29 protein-coding genes and 1 pseudogene are annotated in these 25714 nt (G+C 49.2%); 15 read left to right on the top strand and 15 right to left on the bottom strand.

The genetic code is table 11. From position 1 onward, the window contains the following. Positions 1-238: 238 nt before the first annotated feature. Both JTI85_RS10065 and yajD read left to right on the top strand, forming a co-directional pair. Complete coding sequence (locus JTI85_RS10065) at positions 239-1492, top strand: glycoside hydrolase family 18 protein (protein ID WP_199982115.1); 1254 nt, start codon at positions 239-241, stop codon at positions 1490-1492. A 94-nt stretch (positions 1493-1586) separates the two neighbouring features. Then, positions 1587-1931, top strand: coding sequence for an HNH nuclease YajD (gene yajD, locus JTI85_RS10060; protein WP_003030690.1), 345 nt, complete (start codon positions 1587-1589; stop codon positions 1929-1931). 44 nt (positions 1932-1975) lie between these two features. Here yajD and JTI85_RS10055 read toward each other — a convergent pair whose 3' ends face one another. Continuing rightward, on the bottom strand, positions 1976-2251 hold the full coding sequence (locus JTI85_RS10055; RefSeq protein WP_048211919.1) for a YeaC family protein: 276 nt from the start codon (positions 2249-2251) through the stop codon (positions 1976-1978). Between the two features lie 42 nt (positions 2252-2293). Beyond that, positions 2294-2707, bottom strand: a complete 414-nt coding sequence (msrB, locus tag JTI85_RS10050; RefSeq protein ID WP_061067757.1) for a peptide-methionine (R)-S-oxide reductase MsrB — start codon at positions 2705-2707, stop codon at positions 2294-2296. Between the two features lie 341 nt (positions 2708-3048). Between msrB and gapA the strand changes: the two genes are divergently transcribed. Next, positions 3049-4044: a glyceraldehyde-3-phosphate dehydrogenase gene (gene gapA, locus JTI85_RS10045; protein ID WP_003030697.1), complete on the top strand. Its 996-nt coding sequence runs from the start codon at positions 3049-3051 to the stop codon at positions 4042-4044. Between the two features lie 83 nt (positions 4045-4127). After that, entirely contained in the window at positions 4128-5012 is an 885-nt protein-coding gene (locus JTI85_RS10040; RefSeq protein WP_048211921.1) for a D-hexose-6-phosphate mutarotase, read from the top strand. A 98-nt stretch (positions 5013-5110) separates the two neighbouring features. Here JTI85_RS10040 and JTI85_RS10035 read toward each other — a convergent pair whose 3' ends face one another. The 4 genes from JTI85_RS10035 to JTI85_RS10020 form a co-directional block, all read right to left on the bottom strand. Next, on the bottom strand, positions 5111-5965 hold the full coding sequence (locus JTI85_RS10035; protein WP_048211922.1) for an aldo/keto reductase: 855 nt from the start codon (positions 5963-5965) through the stop codon (positions 5111-5113). A gap of 177 nt (positions 5966-6142) precedes the next feature. Next, positions 6143-6493 (bottom strand): hypothetical protein, encoded by a 351-nt coding sequence (locus JTI85_RS10030; RefSeq protein WP_048211923.1) that lies wholly within the window; start codon positions 6491-6493, stop codon positions 6143-6145. A gap of 10 nt (positions 6494-6503) precedes the next feature. Continuing rightward, the gene (locus JTI85_RS10025; protein ID WP_233605491.1) at positions 6504-6746 is read right to left on the bottom strand and encodes a hypothetical protein; all 243 of its coding nucleotides are present in this window, start codon (positions 6744-6746) and stop codon (positions 6504-6506) included. A gap of 580 nt (positions 6747-7326) precedes the next feature. Further along, positions 7327-8073, bottom strand: coding sequence for a MipA/OmpV family protein (locus JTI85_RS10020; protein WP_048212595.1), 747 nt, complete (start codon positions 8071-8073; stop codon positions 7327-7329). Between the two features lie 433 nt (positions 8074-8506). On the opposite strand from JTI85_RS10020, the gene yeaG reads away from it, so the two are divergent. Both yeaG and JTI85_RS10010 read left to right on the top strand, forming a co-directional pair. Next, entirely contained in the window at positions 8507-10441 is a 1935-nt protein-coding gene (yeaG, locus tag JTI85_RS10015) for a protein kinase YeaG (protein ID WP_005120355.1), read from the top strand. Between the two features lie 121 nt (positions 10442-10562). Next, positions 10563-11846 (top strand): YeaH/YhbH family protein, encoded by a 1284-nt coding sequence (locus tag JTI85_RS10010; protein ID WP_219352522.1) that lies wholly within the window; start codon positions 10563-10565, stop codon positions 11844-11846. Between the two features lie 65 nt (positions 11847-11911). On the opposite strand, the gene JTI85_RS10005 is transcribed toward JTI85_RS10010, so the two are convergent. Then, positions 11912-12682 (bottom strand): class I SAM-dependent methyltransferase, encoded by a 771-nt coding sequence (locus tag JTI85_RS10005; protein ID WP_048211927.1) that lies wholly within the window; start codon positions 12680-12682, stop codon positions 11912-11914. Positions 12683-12847: 165 nt separating this feature from the next. Here JTI85_RS10005 and dgcJ point away from each other — a divergent pair, with 165 nt between their 5' ends. The 3 genes from dgcJ (at position 12848) to JTI85_RS09990 (ending at position 15470) form a co-directional block, all read left to right on the top strand. After that, positions 12848-14338 carry a diguanylate cyclase DgcJ gene (gene dgcJ / locus JTI85_RS10000; RefSeq protein WP_048211928.1) on the top strand — a complete coding sequence of 497 codons (1491 nt, stop codon included), beginning with the start codon at positions 12848-12850 and terminating at the stop codon, positions 14336-14338. A gap of 43 nt (positions 14339-14381) precedes the next feature. Beyond that, on the top strand, positions 14382-14885 hold the full coding sequence (locus JTI85_RS09995) for a YbaK/prolyl-tRNA synthetase associated domain-containing protein (RefSeq protein WP_048211929.1): 504 nt from the start codon (positions 14382-14384) through the stop codon (positions 14883-14885). 138 nt (positions 14886-15023) lie between these two features. After that, entirely contained in the window at positions 15024-15470 is a 447-nt protein-coding gene (locus JTI85_RS09990; RefSeq protein ID WP_042308914.1) for a DUF441 domain-containing protein, read from the top strand. On the opposite strand, the pseudogene JTI85_RS09985 reads toward JTI85_RS09990, so the two are convergent. Continuing rightward, positions 15453-16245 (bottom strand): annotated as a pseudogene (locus JTI85_RS09985) (helix-turn-helix transcriptional regulator); the annotation flags it as partial. The gene JTI85_RS09990 and the pseudogene JTI85_RS09985 sit on opposite strands and share 18 nt — an antisense overlap. A gap of 99 nt (positions 16246-16344) precedes the next feature. Between JTI85_RS09985 and JTI85_RS09980 the strand changes: the two are divergent. Further along, the gene (locus JTI85_RS09980) at positions 16345-17532 is read left to right on the top strand and encodes a CynX/NimT family MFS transporter (RefSeq protein ID WP_115602165.1); all 1188 of its coding nucleotides are present in this window, start codon (positions 16345-16347) and stop codon (positions 17530-17532) included. Between the two features lie 36 nt (positions 17533-17568). Here JTI85_RS09980 and JTI85_RS09975 read toward each other — a convergent pair whose 3' ends face one another. After that, positions 17569-18276, bottom strand: a complete 708-nt coding sequence (locus JTI85_RS09975) for a CTP synthase (RefSeq protein WP_121584526.1) — start codon at positions 18274-18276, stop codon at positions 17569-17571. A 185-nt stretch (positions 18277-18461) separates the two neighbouring features. Between JTI85_RS09975 and JTI85_RS09970 the strand changes: the two genes are divergently transcribed. Next, complete coding sequence (locus JTI85_RS09970; protein ID WP_048211933.1) at positions 18462-18809, top strand: DUF488 domain-containing protein; 348 nt, start codon at positions 18462-18464, stop codon at positions 18807-18809. A gap of 7 nt (positions 18810-18816) precedes the next feature. Here JTI85_RS09970 and JTI85_RS09965 read toward each other — a convergent pair whose 3' ends face one another. Then, the gene (locus tag JTI85_RS09965; RefSeq protein ID WP_005120367.1) at positions 18817-19065 is read right to left on the bottom strand and encodes a DUF333 domain-containing protein; all 249 of its coding nucleotides are present in this window, start codon (positions 19063-19065) and stop codon (positions 18817-18819) included. A gap of 186 nt (positions 19066-19251) precedes the next feature. On the opposite strand from JTI85_RS09965, the gene JTI85_RS09960 reads away from it, so the two are divergent. From JTI85_RS09960 to yoaJ, 3 genes are read left to right on the top strand one after another with little or no spacing between them, the layout of a single operon-like run. Further along, positions 19252-20277 carry a sensor domain-containing diguanylate cyclase gene (locus tag JTI85_RS09960; RefSeq protein ID WP_121584525.1) on the top strand — a complete coding sequence of 342 codons (1026 nt, stop codon included), beginning with the start codon at positions 19252-19254 and terminating at the stop codon, positions 20275-20277. Positions 20278-20324: 47 nt separating this feature from the next. Beyond that, positions 20325-20423, top strand: coding sequence for a YoaK family small membrane protein (locus tag JTI85_RS09955; RefSeq protein WP_086523648.1), 99 nt, complete (start codon positions 20325-20327; stop codon positions 20421-20423). Positions 20424-20425: 2 nt separating this feature from the next. Continuing rightward, positions 20426-20500 carry a protein YoaJ gene (gene yoaJ, locus JTI85_RS09950; protein ID WP_099530266.1) on the top strand — a complete coding sequence of 25 codons (75 nt, stop codon included), beginning with the start codon at positions 20426-20428 and terminating at the stop codon, positions 20498-20500. Positions 20501-20550: 50 nt separating this feature from the next. Here the strand turns inward: yoaJ and JTI85_RS09945 are convergent, their stop codons facing one another. After that, positions 20551-20799, bottom strand: coding sequence for a GlsB/YeaQ/YmgE family stress response membrane protein (locus JTI85_RS09945; protein ID WP_005120370.1), 249 nt, complete (start codon positions 20797-20799; stop codon positions 20551-20553). A 360-nt stretch (positions 20800-21159) separates the two neighbouring features. On the opposite strand from JTI85_RS09945, the gene fdhF reads away from it, so the two are divergent. Next, positions 21160-23307 carry a formate dehydrogenase subunit alpha gene (gene fdhF / locus JTI85_RS09940; protein WP_048212596.1) on the top strand — a complete coding sequence of 716 codons (2148 nt, stop codon included), beginning with the start codon at positions 21160-21162 and terminating at the stop codon, positions 23305-23307. Positions 23308-23359: 52 nt separating this feature from the next. On the opposite strand, the gene JTI85_RS09935 is transcribed toward fdhF, so the two are convergent. From JTI85_RS09935 to leuE, 4 genes are all read right to left on the bottom strand, one after another. Next, a complete protein-coding gene (locus JTI85_RS09935) occupies positions 23360-24004 on the bottom strand; it encodes a hypothetical protein (RefSeq protein ID WP_101741754.1) in 645 nt (214 codons plus the stop codon). A 216-nt stretch (positions 24005-24220) separates the two neighbouring features. Next, on the bottom strand, positions 24221-24403 hold the full coding sequence (locus tag JTI85_RS09930) for a DUF1869 domain-containing protein (RefSeq protein ID WP_048211936.1): 183 nt from the start codon (positions 24401-24403) through the stop codon (positions 24221-24223). 3 nt (positions 24404-24406) lie between these two features. Further along, entirely contained in the window at positions 24407-24769 is a 363-nt protein-coding gene (yeaR, locus tag JTI85_RS09925) for a DUF1971 domain-containing protein YeaR (protein WP_045441926.1), read from the bottom strand. Between the two features lie 174 nt (positions 24770-24943). Further along, positions 24944-25582, bottom strand: a complete 639-nt coding sequence (leuE, locus tag JTI85_RS09920) for a leucine efflux protein LeuE (protein ID WP_048212597.1) — start codon at positions 25580-25582, stop codon at positions 24944-24946. Positions 25583-25714 lie beyond the last annotated feature (132 nt).

Genomic DNA, 25714 nt, shown 5'->3' with positions numbered 1-25714 from the left:
TTTGAGGTCAACACAAAATCTTTAAAACACAGATTGTGATCTGCATTTCACAACTTAGATCACAAATAAGTGCCAGATTGAGTCGAAAGCCAACGGCACATTGCAGCCGCTTGGCTAAAATGCCGTGAACCCCTTCGCATTTTTTCTGTTATGAAACTGTTAACCTGCAAGTGCTGTTTTTTTCGCCACGCCATTTCCGTGGCGTGTTTGCTTGTTTAAATGTCAAAGAGGAACACCGATGAAACTTTTGCCTTTGTTGGCAGCATTACCCCTGCTCTGCGCGAGCGTTGTTTCCGCCAGTTCGCTGATGTCTGTTGGCTACTTCAATGGCGGTGGTGACGTCACCGCGGGTCCTGGTGGCGATATCAATAAACTGGATGTTCGCCAGATAACCCATCTCAACTATTCGTTTGGCCTTGTCTATAACAATGAAAAAGACGAGACCAATGACGCCTTAAAAGATGCCAGCAAGCTCCACCAAATTTGGCTTTCACAGAAAGTGCAGGATGATTTGCTGAAAATTCCACAGCTGCGTAAACAGAATCCGAACCTGAAAGTTCTGCTTTCCGTCGGCGGCTGGGGCGCACGCGGATTCTCTGGGGCTGCAGCAACGAAAGAATCGCGCGCGGTGTTTATTCAGTCTGCGCAGGAGATAATTGCGAAATATGGACTGGATGGCATCGACCTTGACTGGGAATATCCGGTCAACGGCGCCTGGGGACTGGTTGAAAGCCAGCCAGCCGACCGCGCGAACTTTACCGTGCTGTTAACAGAGCTGCGTGCCGCGTTGGGTCATAAAAAACTGCTAACCATCGCCGTGGGTGCGAATGCGGAAAGTCCGAAAAGCTGGGTGGATGTGAAAGCCATTGCGCCATCGCTCGATTACATCAACCTGATGACCTATGACATGGCCTACGGTACTCAGTATTTCAACTCGAATCTGTACGATTCGACACAATGGCCAACGGTCGCCGCAGCGGATAGGTACAGCGCCAATTTTGTCGTCGACAACTACCTTGCTGCCGGTCTAAAAGCGAGTCAAATGAACCTGGGCATCGGTTTTTATGGACGCGTACCAAAACGCGCCGTTGAGCCAGGTATTGACTGGAGCAAACCTGACGCGCAGAAAAATCCTGTTACCCAGCCCTATTTCGAGCCTGCGCAAATTGAGTTGTTCAAATCACTGGGCGTCGATCTGAGTAAAGATACCTATGTGAAGTACAACGATATTGTGGCGAAGTTGATCAACGATCCGCAGAAGCGCTTTAGCCAGCATTGGGATGATGAAGCAAAAGTGCCGTGGCTATCGGTGCAGTCTGCAGATGGAAAAGCACTTTTTGCCCTCTCTTATGAAAACCCGCGCTCGGTAGCGATCAAGGCTGACTACATCAAGAGCAAGGGACTGGGAGGCGCCATGTTCTGGGAATACGGTGCAGATGACCAAAACCAGTTGGCGAAGCAGTTAGCCGATTCGTTAGGCATCAAACACTGATCCCAACGCCTGACACAATAGGTTATGATTAGCCCATTCTGCTGCGCCAGCCTTTGGCGCAGCTCTTCATTTTCTACTGGAGGCATGCGCTTTTATGGCTTTTATCCCTAAAAATTACGCCCGTCTGGAAGTCGGATACCGGGAAAAGGCGCTAAAGCTCTTCCCCTGGGTTTGTGGACGTTGTTCCCGTGAGTTCGTGTATTCAAATTTGCGCGAGCTGACGGTACATCACATCGATCACGATCACTCCAATAACCCGGAAGACGGTAGCAACTGGGAGATGTTATGCCTGTACTGTCACGATCATGAGCATTCGAAATACACTGAGGTGGATCAGTATGGTTCCACTGTAGTGGCGGGGGAAGATGCGCAGAAAGACGTCGGCGAGGCGAAATACAATCCGTTTGCCGATCTGAAGGCGATGATGAACAAGAAATAACATCAACTGCAGGCCCGACACCGATGTTTGCCGGGCCAGGTTAATCAGGATTTAAACGTCGCAATCGGTTCGGGCGTAATCCCAAATTCCATTTTAAGCTGCTGCTTACTCTTCATCACCATCTCACCGTTGGTATCGATCGTCATATGCTGTGCGTCAATATTGTTTCGCGCTTGCCATAACATCACCAGCTGTAAGCTGTTCTCTTTTTGTTCTGCCGTTAGCGCCACGCCATCCGGCCATTTTCCGAGTTCAACGGCAGTCGATAAGCGCTGATAAACTTCCGGCGTCATGCTGTTGATCATCTCATCAAGATTCATGTTAAATCCACTCTCCGTAGAATAATTTGCTGAATCGTTTCTTTAGCCCTTGGTTTGCTCGCCGTTTTCACCATCGGTGAAGTTCAAAGACGCTGAGTTAACGCAGTAACGTTCACCGGTAGGTTTCGGACCATCCGGAAAAACGTGTCCGAGGTGCGCATCACAGTTACCACAGCGAATTTCAATGCGCTGCATGCCATGTGAAGTATCTTTTATGTAACGGATAGCCTCTTCACTGACGGGCTCGTAAAAGCTGGGCCAGCCGCAGCCAGAGTCATATTTTGTCTCGGAACGAAATAGCGGTTTGTCGCAGATCAGACAGTGGTAGATGCCGTCACGCTTGTTATGCAGCAAACGCCCGGTAAATGGCGGTTCTGTCCCGTGATTCTGCGTCACGTAGAACTGCATTTCGGTTAAATTTTTTTTCAGTTCTTCTGGAGAAGGTTGATTAGCCATTTGCTCACATCTCACTTTATCTAAACTCACATTGCGAGACAGATTCTAACAAAACATTAACACCGGAGTGCGAACTTTTGTTCTAAACTTGATCCTTGCGAAATGGCAGCCTGCAATTCGTGATAAGAATCACGTTTTTATCTTAATTGCCCTTTAAAATTCGGGCCGCCGACCCCATGTGGTTTCAAGCCCAAAGGAAGAGTGAGGCGAGTCAGTTGCGCAAAGCTTAGGCAGCAGATTGATTTGTCGCAATGATTGACACGATTCCGCTTGACGCTGCGTAAGGTTTTTGTAATTTTACAGGCAACCTTTTATTCACTAACAAATAGCTGGTGGAATATATGACTATCAAAGTAGGTATCAACGGTTTTGGCCGTATCGGTCGCATTGTTTTCCGTGCTGCTCAAGAACGCTCTGACATCGAGATCGTTGCAATCAACGACCTGTTAGACGCTGACTACATGGCTTACATGCTGAAATATGACTCCACTCACGGCCGTTTCAACGGTACCGTTGAAGTGAAAGACGGTCATCTGATCGTAAACGGTAAAAAAATCCGTGTTACCGCTGAACGTGATCCGGCTAACCTGAAATGGGACGAAGTTGGTGTTGACGTAGTTGCTGAAGCTACTGGCCTGTTCCTGACAGACGAAACTGCTCGTAAGCACATCACTGCTGGCGCGAAAAAAGTGGTTCTGACTGGTCCGTCCAAAGATAACACTCCGATGTTTGTTAAAGGCGCAAACTTTGACAAATACGAAGGTCAGGACATCGTTTCTAACGCTTCCTGCACCACTAACTGCCTGGCTCCGCTGGCTAAAGTTATCAACGACAACTTCGGCATCATCGAAGGTCTGATGACCACTGTTCACGCGACCACCGCTACTCAGAAAACCGTTGATGGCCCGTCTCACAAAGACTGGCGCGGCGGCCGCGGCGCATCCCAGAACATCATCCCGTCCTCTACCGGTGCTGCTAAAGCTGTAGGTAAAGTACTGCCAGAACTGAACGGCAAACTGACCGGTATGGCGTTCCGCGTTCCTACCCCGAACGTATCCGTTGTTGACCTGACCGTTCGTCTGGAAAAAGCTGCTTCTTATGAAGAAATTAAGAAAGCAATCAAAGCTGCTTCCGAAGGCCCGATGAAAGGCGTTCTGGGTTACACCGAAGACGACGTAGTATCTACCGATTTCAACGGTGAAGTTTGCACTTCCGTGTTCGATGCTAAAGCTGGTATCGCACTGAACGACAACTTCGTGAAACTGGTATCCTGGTACGACAACGAAACCGGCTACTCCAACAAAGTTCTGGACCTGATTGCTCACATCTCCAAATAAGTTGAGATGAGTATCTGATCCAAAAAGGCGACTTCGGTCGCCTTTTTTTATGACCAAAATATTTACATACCAAGGATTGCATCATGATTAACAAAATTTTCGCTCTCCCGGTCATTGAACAGCTTACCCCTGTCCTCTCCCGCCGTCAGCTTGATGAACTTGAGGTTCTTGTTGTCGATCACCCACAGGTTAAAGCTTCTTTCGCGCTGCAGGGCGCACATCTTCTTTCCTGGAAACCAAACGGCGAAGAGGAAGTCCTGTGGCTAAGTAACAATACCCCGTTCAAAACAGGCGTAGCGCTGCGTGGCGGCGTCCCCATTTGCTGGCCGTGGTTTGGCCCGGCGGCTCAACAGGGTTTGCCTTCTCATGGTTTTGCTCGTAACTTGTCCTGGACGCTGAAAGCGCATAACGAAGACGACAATGGCGTGGTGTTGACGTTTGAACTGCAGAGCAACGCTGAAACGCGTCAGCTATGGCCACACGACTTTACCCTGCTTGCCCGCTTTAAGGTCGGTGCTACCTGTGAAATCGAACTGGAAGCCCACGGTGAGTTTGAAACCACCTCCGCACTGCATACCTACTTCAACGTGGGTGATATTGCCGCAGTGAAAGTCAGTGGTCTTGGCGATCGCCTGATCGATAAAGTGAACGATGCGAAAGAAGATGTGCTGGCTGACGGCATTCAGACCTTCCCGGACCGCACCGATCGTGTCTATCTGAATCCGGAAGCGTGCAGCGTGATTCATGATGATGCGTTGAATCGCAATATCGATGTCGTGCACCACCACCATCTGAACGTTGTCGGCTGGAACCCGGGTCCGGCGCTGTCCATTAGCATGGGCGACATGCCGGATGACGGTTACAAAACGTTTGTTTGTGTAGAAACGGCTTACGCGACCGCTTCGCAGAAAACCACCGAAGAAAAACCATCTCGCCTCGCGCAGACTATTCGTGTGGCTAAACGCTAAGACAACTCTGCGCATCATGCCGGATGCGGCTAACGCCTTATCCGGCCTACAAACCGCTCGTAGCCGTAGGCCTGATAAGCGCAGCGCCATCAGGCAAATCAGGCCATATCCAGCGCCGTTTTACCTTTTGGCGCCGGATATGCCTCATCTAACAACTTCAGTTCATCAACCGAGAGCGTGATATTCAGCGCGGCGGCATTTTGTTCGACATGCGCTACGCTTGCCGCTTTTGGAATCGCGATCACGCCCGGTTGACGAATAACCCACGCCAGTAAGATCTGGGCGGTACTGGCATCGTGTGCACGTGCAATGTCGCTAATCACCGAATGAGTGAGCAGACCACGGCGCAACCGTCCCGCCTGGGCCAGCGGACTGTAAGCCATGACCGGCATCTGCTGTTGCTGACACCATGGCAGCAAGTCATATTCAATGCCGCGCGACGCTAAATGATATAGCACCTGGTTAGTGGCGCATTGTCGTCCACCTGCAACCTGCCATAGCGCCTGCATCTCGTCATAATCGAGATTCGAAACACCCCACCGACGAATTTTCCCCTGAGCGATGAGTTTTTCCATGGCGCTGACGGTTTCTTCATAAGTAAAGTCCCCCGTCCAGTGCAGCAAATAGAGATCCAGATAGTCGGTTTTCAGCCGGCGCAGACTGCCTTCACAGGCAGCAATCGCTTTCTGGCCTCCGGCATTCCACGGATAAACTTTTGAAACCAAAAATGCACCATCGCGCCGTCCCGCTAAGGCTTCGCCAACAATCTCTTCTGCTGCACCATCAGCATACATTTCTGCCGTATCAATCAGACGCAGCCCCAGATCCAGGCCAGCCTGCAACGCCGAGACTTCATCACGACGACGGCAGGGGTTCTCCCCCATGTTCCATGTTCCCTGCCCAATAGCAGGAAGTGATACCTGTTTTGTAAACATCACTTGTTTTACTGTCATAGTTCCCCCTGAGCACATGCACCACAGTAAAGCAAAACATGGGTGATGTGTCCTGTGATGGTGCACAAATTGCACCATCCTCGTTTGGAGGGCTCGTCGTTAATCAGACACAATAAAAAACCCAGGAACAGTATTTATTTCCGGGCTCAGACAGATAACTTGTTAGCTGTACAGAGATTATTTTAAACGGCCTAAATATTTACCTTCTTTCATGGCGTTTATTTTTCCGTTCTTATACACAATAACCGAAATCAGGCCTGCACTGTAAGTTTGCGCATCTGCATTATTTTCATCATTGGCTGCCGGGCTACCATTAATGTAGGCAATGCCATCGGTACCACGTTTAAAATCAACCCCCAGTTTATTCACATGTATAGATTTTACCATACTGGCGTTAACCGGAACATTCGCTTCACTAACCATGGTTTTATGATCATGTTGCAACTGACGACGGTAAGCCTCGCTAATAGCATGAGCAGGGACAACAGTTGATGCCACCAGCGCAGCGGTAATAATTAATTTATTCATAAGTAAAACCTTAATATTTATTGTGATTATGATGATAGCTGGAATTACCGTCATTTGTGATGTACAGGTTCTGTGCATTTTCCATAGCCTGTTTTTCCGCTGCAGCATTGATTGTAGCCTGACGATTCTGCTCAGCAACGTAGCATGCATCCCGACTGACGCCCTTGTTCCCACAGTCATTCATGCGAGAGGCCTCGGTAGAACAACCCGCCAGAACCCCACCCATCACAGCTATCATGATTAATTTTTTCATTATCTATACCAGGTTTATTCTCAAAAACCTTCATCGCAGATTATATTTCTGCAAGAAAGAATTACGCTCACTACTTTCAAAGTTTGAGTAATATCTGCAATAGAATATTTAATGTCAATTTTAATTTTTTCAGACAATTACCTAAAGAATGTAAAATAAAAATTAAACGTTTTGTTTTTTAGTTTTCACATGAAAGATGACTTTCATGGTTAAATTAAACGATGAAAATAGTTATCAGATATTTTCAACACGTTTTGCAAGGTTAATTGAGATCCAGGAGTAATAACAAAACAGTGCATTTTCAGTATATTGCCGTAGTAGATTTTGTTAGTCGCTAACGATGATTGGTTCTGCGACACCTGTATTTCTTACGCTGTAAGAAAATCGATATCAGACTAATTAAATAATACGTTCCTTTTTGGTAACTACACCAGGTAAAACACGTTAATTATTCGTTGCAGCATCGCATAAGGCAGAATCAGCAGAAATCGTGAATTCTCATGCTTGAGATCAACATTCATTCCCGTCAGGCATAAAAAAGCCCGCATAACGCGGGCTCATGTTCAGCATTGGAAATGCATCAGAACTTATAGGTGATACCCGTTGAGATCAGACCCGTCCAGGATTTGTCTACCATCGGGCTGTCTGTCACTTCATCAGACAAACGGGTGTAACGCGCAGTACCGTACACGCTCCAGTCGCCTAAGAAATTATAGTTGGCGCTAAGTTCAAGGTACGGATTCCAGCTGCTTTCAGGATCGTAGCTGCGTAAACCACTGCGGGACGATTCGTGGCGCGATACACCGTAGTAGTACTGGTTCTGGTTTTCACTGTTCCACTCAACACCAATCCCCGGTGTCAGCGTCAGGCCCCCGTTGGTATAACGGTACAGCCATGCCAGATCCCATACGATACCATTACTGTTATCCAGTGCGTCTCCCGCGAGGCTGGTACGCAGGAAACCATATTGTGTGTTATGCACGTAAGAAAGCCCGGCCATCATGGTGCTCTTGCGCTTATCGAGATTGCGCAGACGACTATCGTCGCTGTCGCCCGGCTTGAAGTACAGTGGCGACCAGTACGCCATCACAGATAATTTGTCTGTATTGTCATTCCACAGGTAGTAACCGCCGCCCAGACCACGGAACCAGAAGTTGTCGCTTTCATAGGTCACAACAGGGACCGGGTAAACGTCACTATCGTAGTTTTTGTAAGGGTGTTCAACCACACCAACGCCTGCGCCCAGCGTCAGGTTGCTTTCTGCTTGCGCGACGCTCGCGGACGTGGCAATAAGCACGCCAAGTGCCAGAAGTTTGAGTTTGGTCACAATCCATAATTCCTTATTCAAATGTTTAGCGACGAAAGTGTAACCGCCAATACGCTTCAGCCCAACTATTTTACGTATTACCTGCCCAATGTAACCCCCTAATTTCTCAACGAGTGATGACATTTTGCTTGCAGTACGGTGAACACCACATGAATTCAGCCCCATTTCTTTACATAACATGTGCTTTTTTTGCTGATGAGTTATTGATATGCCATTGAAATTCATTTGCGCGTACAGGCAAGTTTTGCAAATGCCATCTACGCTTAAATTTAGAAGGTGTATCACCGAATGCGTTGATCTCCTGACCATCGAAATGGCATGAGAGTTGCTTATTTCTTCAGCAGCGACGTCGTTCAGTTTACCTCTTCAGGGGCCTCTACTATTCATATGAACGGCTCTTAACATGTGCTAAAAAACGAAAGGACGGCATACCATGAATATATTCGATCACTATCGCCAGCGTTATGAAGCTGCCAAGGACGAAGAGTTCACGCTGCAGGAGTTTCTTACCACTTGTCGGCAAGATCGCAGTGCTTATGCCAACGCGGCAGAGCGGCTATTAATGGCTATTGGTGAGCCTGTCATGGTTGACACTGCCCACGAACCTCGACTTTCTCGACTCTTTTCGAATCGGGTGATTGCACGTTATCCCGCTTTTGAAGAGTTTTACGGCATGGAAGACGCGATTGAACAGATTGTTTCTTATCTGAAACATGCGGCTCAGGGGCTGGAAGAGAAGAAGCAGATCCTCTATCTGCTGGGGCCGGTGGGAGGCGGAAAATCATCGCTTGCAGAGCGACTGAAATCGCTGATGCAAAGAGTGCCCATTTATGTCCTCAGCGCCAATGGTGAACGTAGCCCGGTTAACGATCATCCGTTATGCCTGTTTAATCCGCAGGAAGATGCACAGATCCTGGAAAAAGAGTATGGGGTTCCGCGTCGCTATCTCGGTACAATCATGTCGCCGTGGGCTGCGAAGCGTTTGCATGATTTCGGCGGGGACATCACTAAATTCCGAGTCGTCAAAGTCTGGCCGTCTATTCTCGAGCAAATCGCCATCGCTAAAACGGAGCCTGGTGATGAAAACAACCAGGACATTTCCGCTCTGGTCGGGAAAGTGGATATTCGTAAACTCGAACACCACGCCCAGAACGATCCTGACGCCTATGGCTACTCGGGTGCGCTGTGCCGCTCCAACCAGGGGATTATGGAATTCGTAGAGATGTTTAAAGCACCGATTAAAGTGCTGCATCCTCTGCTGACTGCCACCCAGGAAGGAAACTACAACGGGACAGAAGGTATCTCCGCCCTGCCGTTTAACGGGATTATTCTTGCCCACTCGAACGAATCTGAATGGGTGACGTTCCGTAATAACAAAAACAATGAGGCGTTCCTTGACCGTGTTTACATTGTCAAAGTGCCTTATTGCCTGCGGATCTCTGAAGAGATCAAAATTTACGAAAAACTGCTTAACCATAGTGAGTTGACCCATGCGCCTTGCGCACCGGGCACGCTGGAAACCCTCTCTCGCTTTACCATTCTTTCTCGCCTGAAAGAACCTGAGAACTCGAGCATTTACTCGAAGATGCGCGTTTACGATGGCGAAAGCCTGAAAGATACCGATCCAAAAGCGAAATCCTATCAGGAGTATCGGGATTACGCCGGGGTTGATGAGGGAATGAACGGTCTGTCCACGCGTTTCGCGTTTAAGATCCTCTCTCGCGTCTTTAACTTTGACCATGCCGAAGTGGCAGCTAACCCGGTTCATCTGTTCTACGTACTGGAGCAGCAAATCGAACGCGAGCAATTCCCGCAGGAGCAGGCTGAGCGTTATCTTGAGTTCCTGAAAGGCTATCTGATCCCGAAATATGCTGAATTCATCGGCAAAGAGATCCAGACGGCTTATCTCGAATCTTATTCCGAATACGGACAGAACATTTTTGACCGTTATGTGACCTATGCGGATTTCTGGATTCAGGATCAGGAGTATCGCGATCCAGATACCGGTCAGCTGTTCGATCGCGAGTCACTGAACTCAGAACTGGAGAAAATTGAAAAGCCGGCGGGTATCAGCAACCCGAAAGATTTCCGTAACGAGATCGTCAACTTTGTTCTGCGTGCCAGAGCGAATAACAGCGGTCGCAATCCAAACTGGACCAGTTACGAAAAACTACGCACGGTTATTGAGAAGAAAATGTTCTCGAATACCGAGGAGCTGCTGCCGGTCATTTCGTTCAATGCTAAAACCTCGACTGACGAGCAGAAAAAACACGACGATTTTGTCGACCGTATGATGGAAAAAGGCTATACGCGTAAACAGGTACGTTTACTGTGCGAATGGTATTTGCGCGTACGTAAATCGTCTTAACATAAGTGCCCGGTGGTGCATGCGCTTACCGGGCTTGCAAAATAATGTTCCGTAGGCCGGATAGCGCCAGCGCCATCCGGCACTTACAGACATGGCGAACAGTTGGCAGTACGGGGGGCATATGACCTGGTTTATTGACCGGCGTCTTAACGGCAAGAACAAGAGCACGGTAAATCGCCAACGCTTCTTGCGCCGTTATAAATCGCAAATTAAACAGTCGATCTCCGAGGCCATTAACAAGCGTTCGGTGACCGATGTAGATAGCGGCGAATCTGTCTCTATTCCGACCGATGATATTAGCGAACCGATGTTTCATCAGGGGCGCGGTGGCCTGCGTCATCGCGTGCATCCAGGTAATGATCATTTTGTACAGAATGACCGTATCGAACGTCCGCAGGGGGGCGGCGGCGGTTCAGGTAGCGGACAAGGCCAGGCCAGTCAGGATGGCGAGGGTCAGGATGAGTTCGTCTTTCAGATATCTAAAGATGAATATCTTGATCTGCTGTTCGAAGATTTAGCGCTGCCTAACCTGAAGCAGAATCAGCAACGTCAGTTAACGGAGTTTAAAACGCACCGTGCAGGATTTACCTCCAACGGTGTGCCCGCCAATATCAGCGTGGTGCGCTCCTTGCAAAACTCACTGGCGCGTCGCACAGCAATGACGGCGGGTAAACGTCGTGAACTGCATGCGCTTGAGGCCGATCTGGAAACCGTCGCCAAAAGTGAACCCGCGCAGTTGCTGGAAGAGGAAAGGTTACGCAAAGAGATTGCCGAACTACGGGCAAAAATCGAACGCGTGCCGTTTATAGATACTTTTGATTTGCGCTACAAGAATTATGAGAAACGACCCGATCCTTCCAGCCAGGCGGTGATGTTCTGTCTGATGGACGTCTCCGGCTCAATGGATCAGTCGACTAAAGATATGGCAAAACGTTTTTATATCCTGCTGTATCTGTTCCTGAGCCGCACTTACAAAAACGTGGAGGTTGTCTATATTCGCCATCATACTCAGGCGAAAGAGGTTGATGAACACGAGTTCTTCTACTCTCAGGAAACGGGGGGAACCATAGTTTCCAGCGCCCTGAAGTTAATGGATGAAGTGGTAAAAGATCGCTACAACCCTGCCCAGTGGAATATCTATGCCGCTCAGGCATCGGATGGCGATAACTGGGCAGATGATTCACCACTGTGTCATGAAATCCTGGCGAAAAAACTGCTGCCGGTGGTGAGATATTACAGCTATATCGAAATCACTCGCCGTGCGCACCAGACCTTGTGGCGTGAATACGAACATCTGCAATCAACCTTTGATAACTTTGCGATGCAGCATATTCGCGATCAGGATGATATTTACCCGGTATTCCGCGAACTGTTCCATAAGCAAAGTACGACCAGCAATAATTAGCCTAAACAAATCAGTCAGCGCGTATATGTGCTGACTGATTTTATAAATAGTGCCCCATCCTGTTTTTATTTTCCCTTAACAGAGCAGCAGGCAATGTAGTTTAGCTGATGACGTTGCGAACGGAAGAAGCGAAACATTTTCAGGAACCGACGGCGATTTTCGTAAGTGCGTAAACCGTTAAACATAATTTTAATCGCCCCAGTAACTCCCTCATCACGAATTAATCCTCCTGGCGACATCAGCGACATAGCGCCATTCTGCTGCATGACCTGTTCAAAACCGCAGTTGAGAAATAACTCACGCCAGCCTTGTCTGGTCATCGGACTCACGTTTGATTTCACCACCTCCACAAGCTTGCCCTGCTCGCTCGCGTCCAGTCTTTGAGTGGTGAACATAATGTCGTGGGTTAACAGACGACCGCCGGGTTTCAACACGCGATAATATTCGGCAATTAATTTCGCCTTCGCTTTATCGGCATACATTGTTAGCATGGCCTCGTTAATCACCACATCGAAGCTGTTATCCGCAAAAGGAAGGGTACTGGCATTCGCAGCCATCACATGAATGTGATTTTCCAGCCCATTTGCTGCCACATTATTTCTGGCATTTGATAGCGCGGTTTTATCCATATCGATAGCGTAGACCGTACAACCAAAGCGTTGTGCTATCTCTATCGCCGTGGTGGCCATATTACAGGCCACTTCCAGCACCTGGCTGTCGGGCGCCAGCTGTGACTGGCTGAACAACCACTCTGTTGCTTCAATGCCCCCCGGACGCAGACGGGTTTTGCCCAGGCTGGCTAAAAACGTATGGCCCGCTTTTTCAGTCGTGCTCATCTGCCTGTCTCCTTTTCTATAAGTTGCATTATAAATACAACATTAAGAGTTAAAGGTGAAGAGTACGAATGTTTTTTATTACAAAATGTCCTTCCGCGTAGCGTTAGAGAGGAGCTATACCGTGTGATAGACTGAAGTATCAGACTTACAGGGCTGTAAATCATTATGAAATTGCATCATAAAGCGCTCAGGCTCTTTATCTCCGTTAGCGTAATTGTTTTGACGTCTTCTTTTTTGGTTTATGAGCTCATTGCCAGCGATAAAGCGATGAATGCGTACATGCGCTATATCAATGAGAAAGCCGACTCATCGTTTCTTTATGATAAGTATACTAATCAAAGTATTGCCGCCCATCTGATGCGCACATTTTCATCCCCTCAGGAACCCGCGTCTGTCGAACAACAAAAAGCACTTTGCAACGCTTTCGACAGCGTTAACGGCACTCATGGACTCAATCTCACAGAGCATAACTACCCGCCATTGCACGGGACGCTGCAAACCACCTCAACGAAATGTAGCGAACAACTTGAAGACATATTCCTGCTGCCCTCTTTTGATAAGGCGGTAAACGCTAATCGTGAGCAGAAAGATTACGGTCAGGGATTAGGTACGCTGGAGTATAAATTCCGATATTACGTCGACCTCAAAAATAACTACGTCTATTTCTATGACCGAATCGACTCGCGCCAATTTGCGATACATAACTGGACTTTTTTGCAAAAAGGCACCCTGGGCATCGACCAGAATGATATTGACGGTATTTTCACGGGGCGTACGGTGATCTCCAGTATTTATCTGGATAACCTGACCGGGAAAAAGGTGATGAGCTTTTTAACGCCGGTCTACTCTACCGGTAAGTTAAAAGGTGTAGTAATGGTGGATATCAACAAAGAGAATTTAAAGAATATCTTTTATACCAGCGACCGGCCTCTGGTATGGCGCTATCTTAACGTTACGCTCTCGGATACCAGCTCCGGTAAAGAGATTCTCGTTCACCAAAGTGAGACTAACCTGTTTCACTATGTTCACTACGAGAAGGACATTCCAGGCGGCATACGCATCACTTTAACGCTTGATTTAATGTACTTTATTGTCTCATCCTGGAAAATCTTCGCTTTCTATCTGCTGGCAACAATTTTGCTGTTGAATTTGGTCAGAACGCATTTTCGCTTGTATCACAACGTCACGCGCGAAAATATCAGTGACGCCATGACCGGACTCTACAATCGGAAAGTTTTAACCCCGACGCTCGAACAACGTTTGCAGCAGTTGGTCAATACGGGCACTCTCGTCACCTTTATCGCCATCGACTGCGATAAGCTGAAAGTCATCAATGATACGTTAGGGCATAAAGAAGGTGATCGGATTATCACTCATCTGGCCAAAGCCATTCAAAGTTCCATTCGCAAAAGCGACTACGCCATCCGCCTCGGCGGCGATGAGTTTTGTATCATCCTCATCGACCATCCCAGTGATTTAACGCCCCGCCTGCTAGAGAGAATTCGCTATAACTTACAAATTATTGCGCATGATATTTCCATCAGCTTCTCCGCCGGGGTTTATAATATGCAGCCGAACGACACTATTGATGATGCTTACAAAGCATCTGATGCACAGCTCTATCTGAACAAACAGAAAAAACGCGCCGGTGCGTGATTATTTTTCTGCAGGATTTTCATTGTTGTACCAGGAGTAAGTCATGACGGAAGTGAACAAAGGTAACGCAACGCATCAGCGTTTAATTTCGCTGTTGTCAGAGCAAGGCGCAACGTACCGCGTGGTAAGCCATGAAGCCGTCGGCAAATGTGAGGCAGTTTCTGAAATTCGTGGTACCGCGCTCGGCCAGGGAGCAAAAGCCCTGGTCTGTAAGGTCAAAGGCAACGGCGTTAATCAGCATGTGTTGGCAATTTTGCCCGCTGACCAGCAGGCCGATCTCAGTTTGTTAGCAGGTCATATTGGTGGGTTAAGAGCATCGCTTGCCAGCCCGGCGGAAGTCGATGAACTTACCGGCTGTGTATTTGGCGCGATCCCGCCGTTTAGCTTCCACCCGAATCTCAAGCTGGTCGCCGATCCGCTATTGTTTGAGCGTTTTCATGAAATCGCATTTAATGCCGGGTTGCTGGAAAAATCAGTGATCATGGATACCGCAGATTACCTGCGTATCGCGCAACCTGAATTAATCCCTTTCCGCCGTGAACAATAACGGTCTGCGTTAGCAGTAAAAAACGTCGCATCGTGCATTAGCCCAAAAAAAATCATAATCATTAAAAAAAGCCTGTTCCGTCACGCGTTTACGCGTACAGTAAGCAGGCTTATTTTTTCTTTTGGCAAGGAAACTACGATGTTTGATGTCACTCTGCTGATCCTGCTTGGACTGGCAGCTCTGGGCTTTGTCAGCCACAACACCACTGTCGCCGTTTCAATTCTGGTGCTGATAATCGTCCGTGTTACTCCGCTGAATACATTCTTCCCGTGGATTGAAAAGCAGGGGCTTACCGTTGGGATTATTATTCTGACCATTGGCGTCATGGCGCCGATCGCCAGCGGAACGCTGCCCCCCTCTACGCTTATTCACTCCTTTGTAAACTGGAAGTCGCTGGTCGCTATCGCCGTCGGCGTTGTTGTCTCCTGGCTTGGCGGGCGCGGCGTCACGCTGATGGGTAGCCAACCTCAACTCGTCGCCGGTTTACTGGTGGGCACGGTTCTGGGCGTGGCGCTGTTTCGCGGGGTGCCAGTGGGACCGCTCATTGCGGCAGGTCTGGTCTCGTTGATTGTTGGGAAGCAGTAGTCAATCCTGCCAGATAACGGCCTGGCGTTTGTCCCAGGCCTTTTTTGAACATGGTGATAAACGCGGTCGTTGAATCGTAACCGAGCATTTGAGCAACCTGCTGTACATTGTGCCCGTCGATTAGAGCTTGCAGCGCCAGGATCAGCTGTAGCTGGTGACGCCAGCGGCGAAAGCTTAATCCTGTTTCTTTGACAACCAGACGAGCAAGGTTACGCTCACTCATGGCAAACACGTTGGCCCACTGCCCCAGTGTTTGCCATTGTGCAGGTTCCTGCGCCATCGTCGCCACCATCTTGCGAATTTTCGGGTGATCGGATACTGGTAACTGCATTTGCTCCTGTGGCTGCTGCGGGAGTTCGTCAAACAACACCTGCGTTAACCGCTGGGTAGCTGGTTCACAGAGCTGGGCATCCGTTTTGTTCGCCAGCGCAAGAATAAGTTCCCGACATAACGGAGCGATTTTCAGCGTACAGCAACGTTCAGGCATCACGACAGCCTGCGGCTCAATAAACAGAAAACACAATTGCGCGCCCACGGTAACGTGGTTGCTGTGTGGAATTTCGCCAGGGATCCACACCGCATATTGCGGCGGCACCATCCACATGGCGTTCTCCACTTCGCAGGTAATTGCACCATGTAACGCCAGGATTAACTGACCTTTGCGGTGTTGATGCAGTGGGCTGAAAAGTTCATCTTCCTGAGCCTGAATACAAAAAGCCACGGCGGCATCGTGGTAAAGATCGGGTTGATACCCATCCAGTCTCAGCCCCAACATCAGAATGTCCTATTTTAGCGATAAACTGTCATTTTAGCTTGATTCATCCATAGTGTAAAAACGCTAAAGTATCGCCTCGCCTGACGATATGAGAAAAAAATGATTATTACACCTTCCTCCCGCGGCAAAAGCGCAGTGCTGCTGATCGCGGGGATCCTGATGATTGCCACCACACTACGCGTCACCTTTACCGGTGCAGCCCCATTGCTGGATGCCATTCGCGCCGACTACGGCCTGAGTACCGCCCAGACGGGACTTCTGACTACCCTGCCGCTGCTGGCCTTCGCGCTGGTATCCCCCCTCGCTGCCGCCGTTGCGCGCCGTTGGGGCATTGAGCGCAGCCTGTTAGCAGCCATGCTGCTGATCTGTGTGGGTATTGCTATACGTTCGCTCCCTTCATCCGGAGCCTTGTTTGGTGGGACGGCAGTCATTGGCTGTGGCATCGCACTGGGAAATGTCCTTTTGCCGGGACTCATTAAGCGTGATTTTTCACAGCATGTGGCAAAGCTTACCGGGGCGTATTCGTTAACGATGGGCGCTGCAGCAGCGCTGGGGTCGGCAATGGTCGTGCCGCTGGCGTTAAATGGATTTGGCTGGCGCGGCGCACTGATGATGTTAATGATCTTTCCGCTGCTGGCGTTATTGATCTGGTTACCTCAATGGCGCCAGACGGCCAATGCCAGCCTCAGTAATTCGCGAGCGTTGCACTCCCGCGCGATCTGGCGCTCCAGTCTCGCCTGGCAGGTCACGCTGTTTTTGGGCATCAACTCACTCATCTATTATGTCATTATCGGCTGGTTACCCGCCATTATGATCAGCCACGGCTACAGTGAGGCACAGGCGGGATCGCTGCATGGTTTGCTGCAACTGGCGACCGCAGCTCCCGGGCTACTGATCCCCCTCGTTCTGTATCGGTTTAAAGATCAGCGTACTATCGCCGCACTGGTCTCGTTAATGTGCGCTGTCGGCGCTGCAGGGTTTGCTGTTATGCCCGGGCAGGCGGCCCTGTGGACCGTGCTGTTTGGCTTTGGCTCCGGTGCCACGATGATCCTCGGTCTCACCTTTATCGGGCTACGTGCAAGCTCAGCGCACCAGGCTGCCGCGCTATCAGGCATGGCGCAATCTGTCGGATATTTGCTGGCCGCATGTGGGCCACCGGTGATGGGGAAAATTCACGATCTTAACGATAGCTGGCAGATCCCGCTGGTTGGCGTCGCACTGCTCGCTCTCATCATGGCCGTGTTTGGCGTCTGTTCAGGACGCGACAAAGAGATCGCCAGCACGTAATACACCGGGCAGGCGAATAAGCAACCTGCCCAGTTGTTATCCTCTGGCCGCGCGCAGCAGTGCCTGGACGAGCGGTACAGGCTTTCCTGCCAGTGCCCCTCGTTCATGCTGAAAAAGCGTCCCGACATAAAACGGATGTGTCACCAGTTCAATAGCGCGAACATCACCAGCGTCATCCCAGCCCGTCACTCGCAGATCGCCGCTTTCAAGCTCAGCAGCAAAAGTTTCCGACACGCCATAGTTACAGTGATACCCCTCTGTAATGACATCCCGTCCGTAGGCTCTGGCGATCAACGTATTCGCGCGCAGTTCAATATCATCCGTCTTTTCGACCAACGAGCAGGTCAGCGGTGCAATCACCATACGGCCCGAGGTCTCTGTTTCCGCATGCGCAGCATCACGCCAGCCCAGCACATTGCGAGCATACTCGAGAATGGCATGCTGAAAACCGCCACAAGTGCCCAAAAATGGAATGCTGTTTTCGCGGGCGTAACGTATTGCCGTCAGCGCGCCTTCCTGGTGCTGGTAAGGACTGCCAGGGACCACCCAGATGGCATCATAGCCGACTAAATCTTCGCCACTACTAATATCAGATGTGGTGAGCCAGTCATAATCAGCCACTAATTCCAGAACGGCAGCAGCATCATCGATGGCAAGGGGAATAGCCTGGTGAGCCACAATATCGGGGCTGTAATCGCCCACCAGCGCAATGCGAAGCGTATCTTTAACAGGGGAAATTTCCATTAACTTTCCTTATGTCCAGACAATGAGGGACAACATAAGGAGCCTCAGCCTACCGATTTTTTGTTGTTACCACAATCCCTTAAATTGAGAGTCTATGTGGCCAAAATGCTATAATGGTCACGTTTTACGATCTTATTTAGCCGTAGTGAAGACGAGTTCAGTAGCTTAACGGAGCGGATTAAGAGATGAATATTCAGTGTAAACGCGTGTATGACCCGGCAGAAAAAAGTGATGGCTATCGTGTTCTGGTCGACAGGCTGTGGCCGCGCGGGGTGAAAAAAACCGATCTTGTTTTCAATGAATGGGATAAAGCGCTGACGCCCTCATCTGATTTACGTAAGGCATTCCACGCAGATATCATCGATTTTGCTCATTTCTCCGAGCAATACCGCGTAGAACTTGCCCAGCAACAGCAGGAAGGCAAGCGACTCGCGGACATTGCCCGGCAACAGCCGTTAACGCTGCTGTATGCAGCGAAGGATACACAGCAAAACCATGCGCTGGTTCTGGCTGAGTGGTTACGTCAATTGTGACAGCGGGTTATTTGCCCGTTGCCGGATGATCTCTGCGCCAAAGCGCCCATTCATCAATAACTTCGCCACCGGGTAGTTTGCAATCCGACCTTACACCTTGCGGTGTCTGCACCGCAACCAGCACGCCGCCCTTTTGCTCACAATATACGGATGCCGGGTTCGCCATGCCAATTTTCGGTGGTACTGGTGCTTCAGGTGATGTGGAACACCCCGCCAGCACCAAAATGCCGGGCACAACAATAGAGGCAAGTTTCATATTCACTCCTGTTAAAAACGTTACACTGGAAGAGTACCCCGACTCCCCACCTATCTCCATGTTTTACTGACGAGTTTCAATCCCATGTCTACATTTTGACCCGGATAGCGTGTTTCATCTTTCCCTCCGATGTTCTATTATGCGGGCAATACAGGACTTATCAGCATTCTGGAGTATTTGCCTCTCATGTCAGACATGATCCTTGCCCGAGTCTCACAATCATTAGCCACAGAGCAGTCTGTTGAGAGTCTGGTTCGGCAACTTCTGGAGATGCTGGAGGTAGTGACTGAGATGGAGTCGACCTATCTTACTAAGGTCGATTTAGATGCGCGTCTGCAGCATATTCTGTATGCGCGTAATAGTAAGCAAATGCAGATCCCCGAAGGGCTGTCGGTGCCGTGGGATGAGACACTCTGCAAGCGCGCAATAGACGCAAACTGTCTGTATAGCGATAACGTTCCCGCGCGCTGGCCAGAATGTACCGCCGCACGCGCGCTGGAGATCACAACCTTTCTGAGTACTCCTGTCCACCTGCCCGATGGCACGTTCTATGGCACCCTCTGCGCCACCAGTCGTCAGCAACAACCGCTTAGTGAACGAGGTGAACAGGTACTGCATCTGTTCGCGGGCCTGATAGCGCAGTCTATTCAGAAAGAATCGCTGGTTGCTCAATTACGTGAAGCGAATGCTGCGCTGATCGCCCACTCCTACACTGACGTTCTGACCGGGCTACCTAACCGTCGGGCAATCTTTGAAAATATCGAAACCCTCTTCTCGCTGGCACGCCACCTGAGGCACAAAATTATTGTCGCCTATATTGATTTAGATGATTTCAAACTGATCAACGATCGTTTTGGGCACGAAGTCGGTGACCAGTTTTTGATCCAAATTGGCCAGCGTTTACGCCGTGGATGCAGTGAGAATGATATTCTTGGTCGTCTGGGCGGTGACGAATTTTTAGTCGCCAGCCTGTCATTGGGAATCGAAATGTCGCCGTGTGTTCGTTTGCAAAGCGTGAAAAACCACTTACAGCAGCTAATTTGCGGTGACTATGACCTTGGTGATATCTGTCTGTATTATCCGGGAGCCAGTCTGGGAGTTGTAGAAATTGACCCGCTGGAGACAGACGTCAACTGTGCACTTCATCTTGCAGACAGTGCGATGTATCAGGATAAGAAACGCCAGGATAAAACCGCTTTTGTCGTACATTAAGCCCTGTTATGCTTAATCGTCTTTAAATTATTCTGGCAGATAAGCGTATGCGACTCGGTATTATTTTCCCCGTTATTATTTTCATTTCCGCTGTCGTTTTCCTGTCCTGGTTCTTTATTGGCGGCTACGCCTCACCAGGAGCATAACGATGAAAAAAACAACGCTTATTATGATTGGCGTGGCCATTATTGTCGTGCTGGGAACGGAACTGGGCTGGTGGTAATCTGAGAATAAAGGCCACTTATCAGTGGCCTTTATTGTCAGTATGTTTGCTTAGCTTTTGATTTTTCTGTAGATAAACAACACCACAATCGCACCAATAACGGCTACGACGAAACTGCCAAAGTTGAACCCATCGACTTTACCAAAACCAAAGAAGGTACTGATCCAACCGCCCACTACCGCACCAACAACCCCTAAGATAATGGTCATAAAGAATCCGCCGCCATCTTTACCCGGCATAATCCATTTTGCCAAAATCCCCGCGATAAGACCGAAAATCACCCATGAAATAATGCCCATAATATCCCTCGCTTATGTTTTTAAGTTAACGATTCACTCGTTGTATAAAAGCATAGCATAGCGCTGAAAAATTAAAATTTGTGACCAATATCACCTGTTATTTTCATCTTTTTCTGATCTTTCATAAGGTTAAACCATTCGATGGCGGCATTTGCCCTGACGTAGCTCGTCATTAATGTCGAATCGTCAGTCATTCAGGTCTACTGACTCCCCCTCAGCCCCTGCCATTGCTGGGTTTCCACTTCTGGCACACTTTATGCTTAAACAGCCTGTCACTATGACAAATCGTAGTCCGCGATGCGTATCGCGTGGCTCCGTTTACAATTCGCGCTATTTCAGCATTTAACAGGTCTGTTATTGATGAAAAAAATCACCAGTGTATGCCCTTACTGTGGGGCCGGGTGCAAGCTCAAGCTTGTTGTTGAAAATAACAAAATCATCCGCGCCGAAGCCGCAGAGGGTGTAACGAACCAAAACCAGTTATGCCTGAAAGGCTACTATGGCTGGGACTTTCTTAACGACACTCGCCTTCTTACTCCCCGTCTGACTCGTCCGATGATCCGTTATGAAAAAGGTGGGAAATTCACTCCCGTTAGCTGGGATGAAGCCATTCGTTACACCGCAAAACGCTTATCCGATATCAAAAATACCTATGGTCCTCGCGCCATCATGACCACCGGATCTTCACGTGGAACAGGGAATGAGACCAACTACGTGATGCAAAAATTCGCGCGTGGTGTTCTCCATACCAATAATGTCGATTGCTGCGCCCGTGTCTGCCATGGCCCTTCCGTTGCCGGGTTACAGGAAACGTTAGGCAATGGCGCCATGAGCAATTCCATCAGCGACATTGAAAACTCAAAATGCCTGCTGATCTTTGGTTACAACTGTGCCGACTCGCACCCGATTGTGGCTCGCCGGGTGATCAAAGCTCGCCAGAACGGGGCAAAAATCATTGTCTGCGATCCCCGCCGCATTGAAACTGCCCGAATTGCAGACCAGCATCTGCAGTTGAAAAACGGTTGTAACATGGCGCTGGTCAACGCGTTTGGCCATGTGCTTATCGAAGAGCAACTTTACGATCGCGAATATGTGCAAAAACATGCCGAAGGCCTGGAAACATACTGGGAAACCGTCAAGGATTACGCGCCTGAAGCCGTTGAACATTTAACGGGTGTTCCCGCACAGCAGGTTCGTCAGGCGATGCGTACTTTTGCCGCAGCGCCCTCGGCAACTGTGATGTGGGGAATGGGCGTCACCCAGTTTGGTCAGGCCGTTGACGTGGTTCGTGGTTTGTCGAGCCTGGCGTTGTTGACCGGCAATCTGGGACGCCCTAACGTCGGCGTTGGGCCGGTGCGTGGGCAAAATAACGTGCAGGGCGCGTGCGATATGGGGGTGCTGCCTAACCAGTTCCCAGGGTATCAGGACGTGACCGATTTCACCGTCAGGGAGAAATTCGCCAACGCCTGGGGGATTGACGTTAATCAGATGGATGACAAGGTTGGGACGCGCATCACCGAAGTTCCGCATCTGGCTATCGAAGGCAAAATTAAAGCCTACTACATCATGGGGGAAGATCCGTTGCAAACCGAGGCCGATTTAGGTCTGGTCCGCGAAGGGTTTAACGCGCTCGATTTTATTGTCGTGCAGGATATCTTCATGACCAAGACAGCGGAAATGGCCGACGTCCTCCTGCCGGCCACCTCCTGGGGCGAACACGGCGGCGTCTTTACCTGCGCCGACCGCGGATTCCAGCGGTTTGAACAGGCGATTGAACCTACGGGGGATGTCAAACGCGACTGGGAAATCATCAGTCTGCTGGCCACCGCAATGGGCTATCCGATGCAGTATCAAAGTAACCAGCAAATCTGGGATGAGATGCGCGAGCTATGCCCGCTCTTCTACGGCGTGACTTACGAAAAAATGGGTGATATGGGTCATGTACAGTGGCCATGCCCGGAACTCGATCACCCAGGTACGCCGTATCTGTATGCACACAGCCAGTTTGATACCGCCAATGGCAAAGGTAAATTGTTTGCCGCACAGTGGCGTGCTCCTGCAGAAGTACCTGATGAAAAGTACCCAATGGTATTATGCACTGTGCGCGAAGTCGGCCACTATTCGTGCCGCTCGATGACCGGCAACTGCGCAGCATTGCAGGCCCTGGCCGATGAGCCTGGGTATGTGCAAATCAATACCCATGATGCAGAAAAATTAGGTATTCGTCATCGTGACCTGGTATGGGTCAGTTCGCGTCGTGGCAAGGTTATCAGTCGGGCTGATGTCTCTGAACGCATCAACACCGGAACGGTGTATATGACCTATCAATGGTGGATTGGCGCGTGTAATGAGTTGACCCAGGATAATCTGGACCCCATCTCGAAGACCCCGGAAACCAAATATTGTGCCGTCAATATTGAGCACATTAGCGATCAAGGATGGGCAGAGAAGTATGCCGCACAAACGTATAGCGACATGAAATCACGCCTGTGCGAGGCCATTGAGTAAGTCACCGCCCAGGCCGCCTGAGTCTGACTTCCCAGACTCAGGCTTTTTCTCGTTATTTCGCCAGCTGTGGTTCACTAAAGCGAATGGCAGCTGATTCCACCTGCTTATCCCGCTGCATAAAACCGAGGTTCATCAGAAACAATCCCGCCATAAACGGGAGTTCATACAGCTCTTCAATGAGATCGCCGTACTGCGCATTGTGCAAAAAGATAGGGGCCAGCAGACGATGATGCTCTACCGTATCGGAGATCAAAAATGCACAGGTGGTGATCGCTAACAGCCATAGCGGCAGCGGTTCATTGCGTAAGCGACGGGCAATATCCTGGCGTAAGTGTTTTGATATCAGGACAGGCAAAATAATCATCGCAATCAATACCACTGAGATAGCTCTGAACAGAAGTTTAGGATACTCCGGAAAATAATCACGGCCCCAACTGGTACTGCGACCCAGCAATACCAACCACCACACAGCCGCCCAAAGCCAAAATTGTTTCTCGCCTTCAGGACGTGATAAAGGCCGAATGTAGCTGAGAGTAAAAAGCGCACCAAACAGCAGCCATAACGCCTGGCCATTCTCAATCCATCTGACGACAGTACCGTTGAGCAAAGGTAGATTCCAGTTCGCAGTGAACGGGATCGCTACGATGACCAGCCCAAGAATGAAAATGGGTAATGTTAGTCGGGTATTCAGTTTCATAAGCGAGGTTCTGTATTGTGACTGTTTCACGATCATAACCCCTGTGAATGATCCAACATTAGCAATCAATGCGGATTTCTTAAGGTATTCTTAAGAAATCTTTTTCCGGATATTTCCAGGTTTAACACGGACAAAAAAACCGCACTGCGCCATCAAAACGCAGTGCGGTTTATAAATCAAAAACGAAAATATTCAATCAGAGGCAGAGGCTAACATCTACCAGCCGCAGACTTCGTGCTCATTCTCGGTATCGTATGAACGAACCGTATTGACCAGGTCTTTAACCACTTCAGCGGCGACATCCGGAATCAACAGCGACATCGGCGTTTCAGTTTCATAATCGACAGACACGCCATTGCTGTTATTGGTGACTGTAACGGTGTAGGTTGCTTTACCCATGATTTACTCCTTGCCGGTACGCACAACTTTTCGTTGATTTGCGCTCTCCATCAACACTTCGGGCGCCACGAAAAAGTCGATATTAAAGTAGGTATCGTCGGTCATTACTTCGATGTTATGCCATTTCTCCGGTGGAAAAACGCCGAACTGACCGGCTTCGATAATCATCACCTCTTCTGGCTCCGGGCTGTGTTCATCTGCAAATCCGAGATATTTGACCGCCCCCTGCATCACAGAAAGTCGAGGATAAACCCCGGCACGGGTACCCTTATCAAGGTGGCGTTCGAAAATTCCGGCAGGTGCAGTTTCTTTGTTCCAGAACGGCGTTGAGCGTGTATGAATATGATTCTGTGGAATTTGAAGCATTTTTCTTCCCTTTTCCAGTCGACAACCAGCGAGTCTTATTGAATCGCTGCTGTGAACAGGGTACGCTTCAAAATATATATTTAAAATACCATTTATTGGTTATAACAATCCCATTTTTCAATGAAGGGAACAGCTTAATACTGAAAGCCCGCCGTCAACAGCGGGCCAATAGCGTTACGACTGAAGCGTCGCCAGACGTGCGGCAAAACCGACAAAGATCAAGCCAATGAGGGAATTCCCAACTTTAGCCAGTTTTTTCTTCGTACGAATATACTGTGTCACAAACGCACCGGAGAAAATAAGGAAGCTCAGATAGAAAAAGCTCACTATTTCAAGCGTCATCGCCAAAATAAAGAACGACAACCCTGAGTGAGTCGCGTTGACATCAATAAACTGTACGAAGAACGATACATAAAACAGAATGGCTTTAGGATTCGTCAGACTCAAAATTAATGCACGTTTGAAAATCGCACCAAACGGAACTTCTTCTGGCGCAGCGTCGCTGGCTTTCGATTTCAGTGTGGCATACAGGATCTTCGCACCGAGATACAGCAGATAAAACGCGCCGAGATAACGAACAATATTGAACAATACGGGTGTTGTTTTGATAAGCGCTGCTACGCCAGCATAGGCCAGAAACATCAATACGGCATCACCGATAAACACACCGCTTGCTGCCAAATAACCGCCCTTCACTCCACGACCGACGCTGTTCTTCAGCACAAATATCGTATTTGGCCCCGGTACCAGCACGATAAAAATAGCACCCACCAGATACGTCCAGTAATTCAGAACTCCATACTCTGCGAACACGTTAACCTCTTCCTGAAAAAACACATGCACTTGCTGCGAGACAATATGCTAACGAATGCGCCAGGGGATGGAAAGAGAAGCTTTAGAATATAGCATTCTGTTTCAGTCCGATTGCAACATCATTATTCGTTC

Origin of the sequence: Citrobacter sp. Colony219, assembly GCF_019382635.1 — a bacterium.
GTDB classification, from domain to species: domain Bacteria; phylum Pseudomonadota; class Gammaproteobacteria; order Enterobacterales; family Enterobacteriaceae; genus Citrobacter; species Citrobacter youngae.
This window is presented reverse-complemented; position numbering and strand designations above follow the sequence as displayed.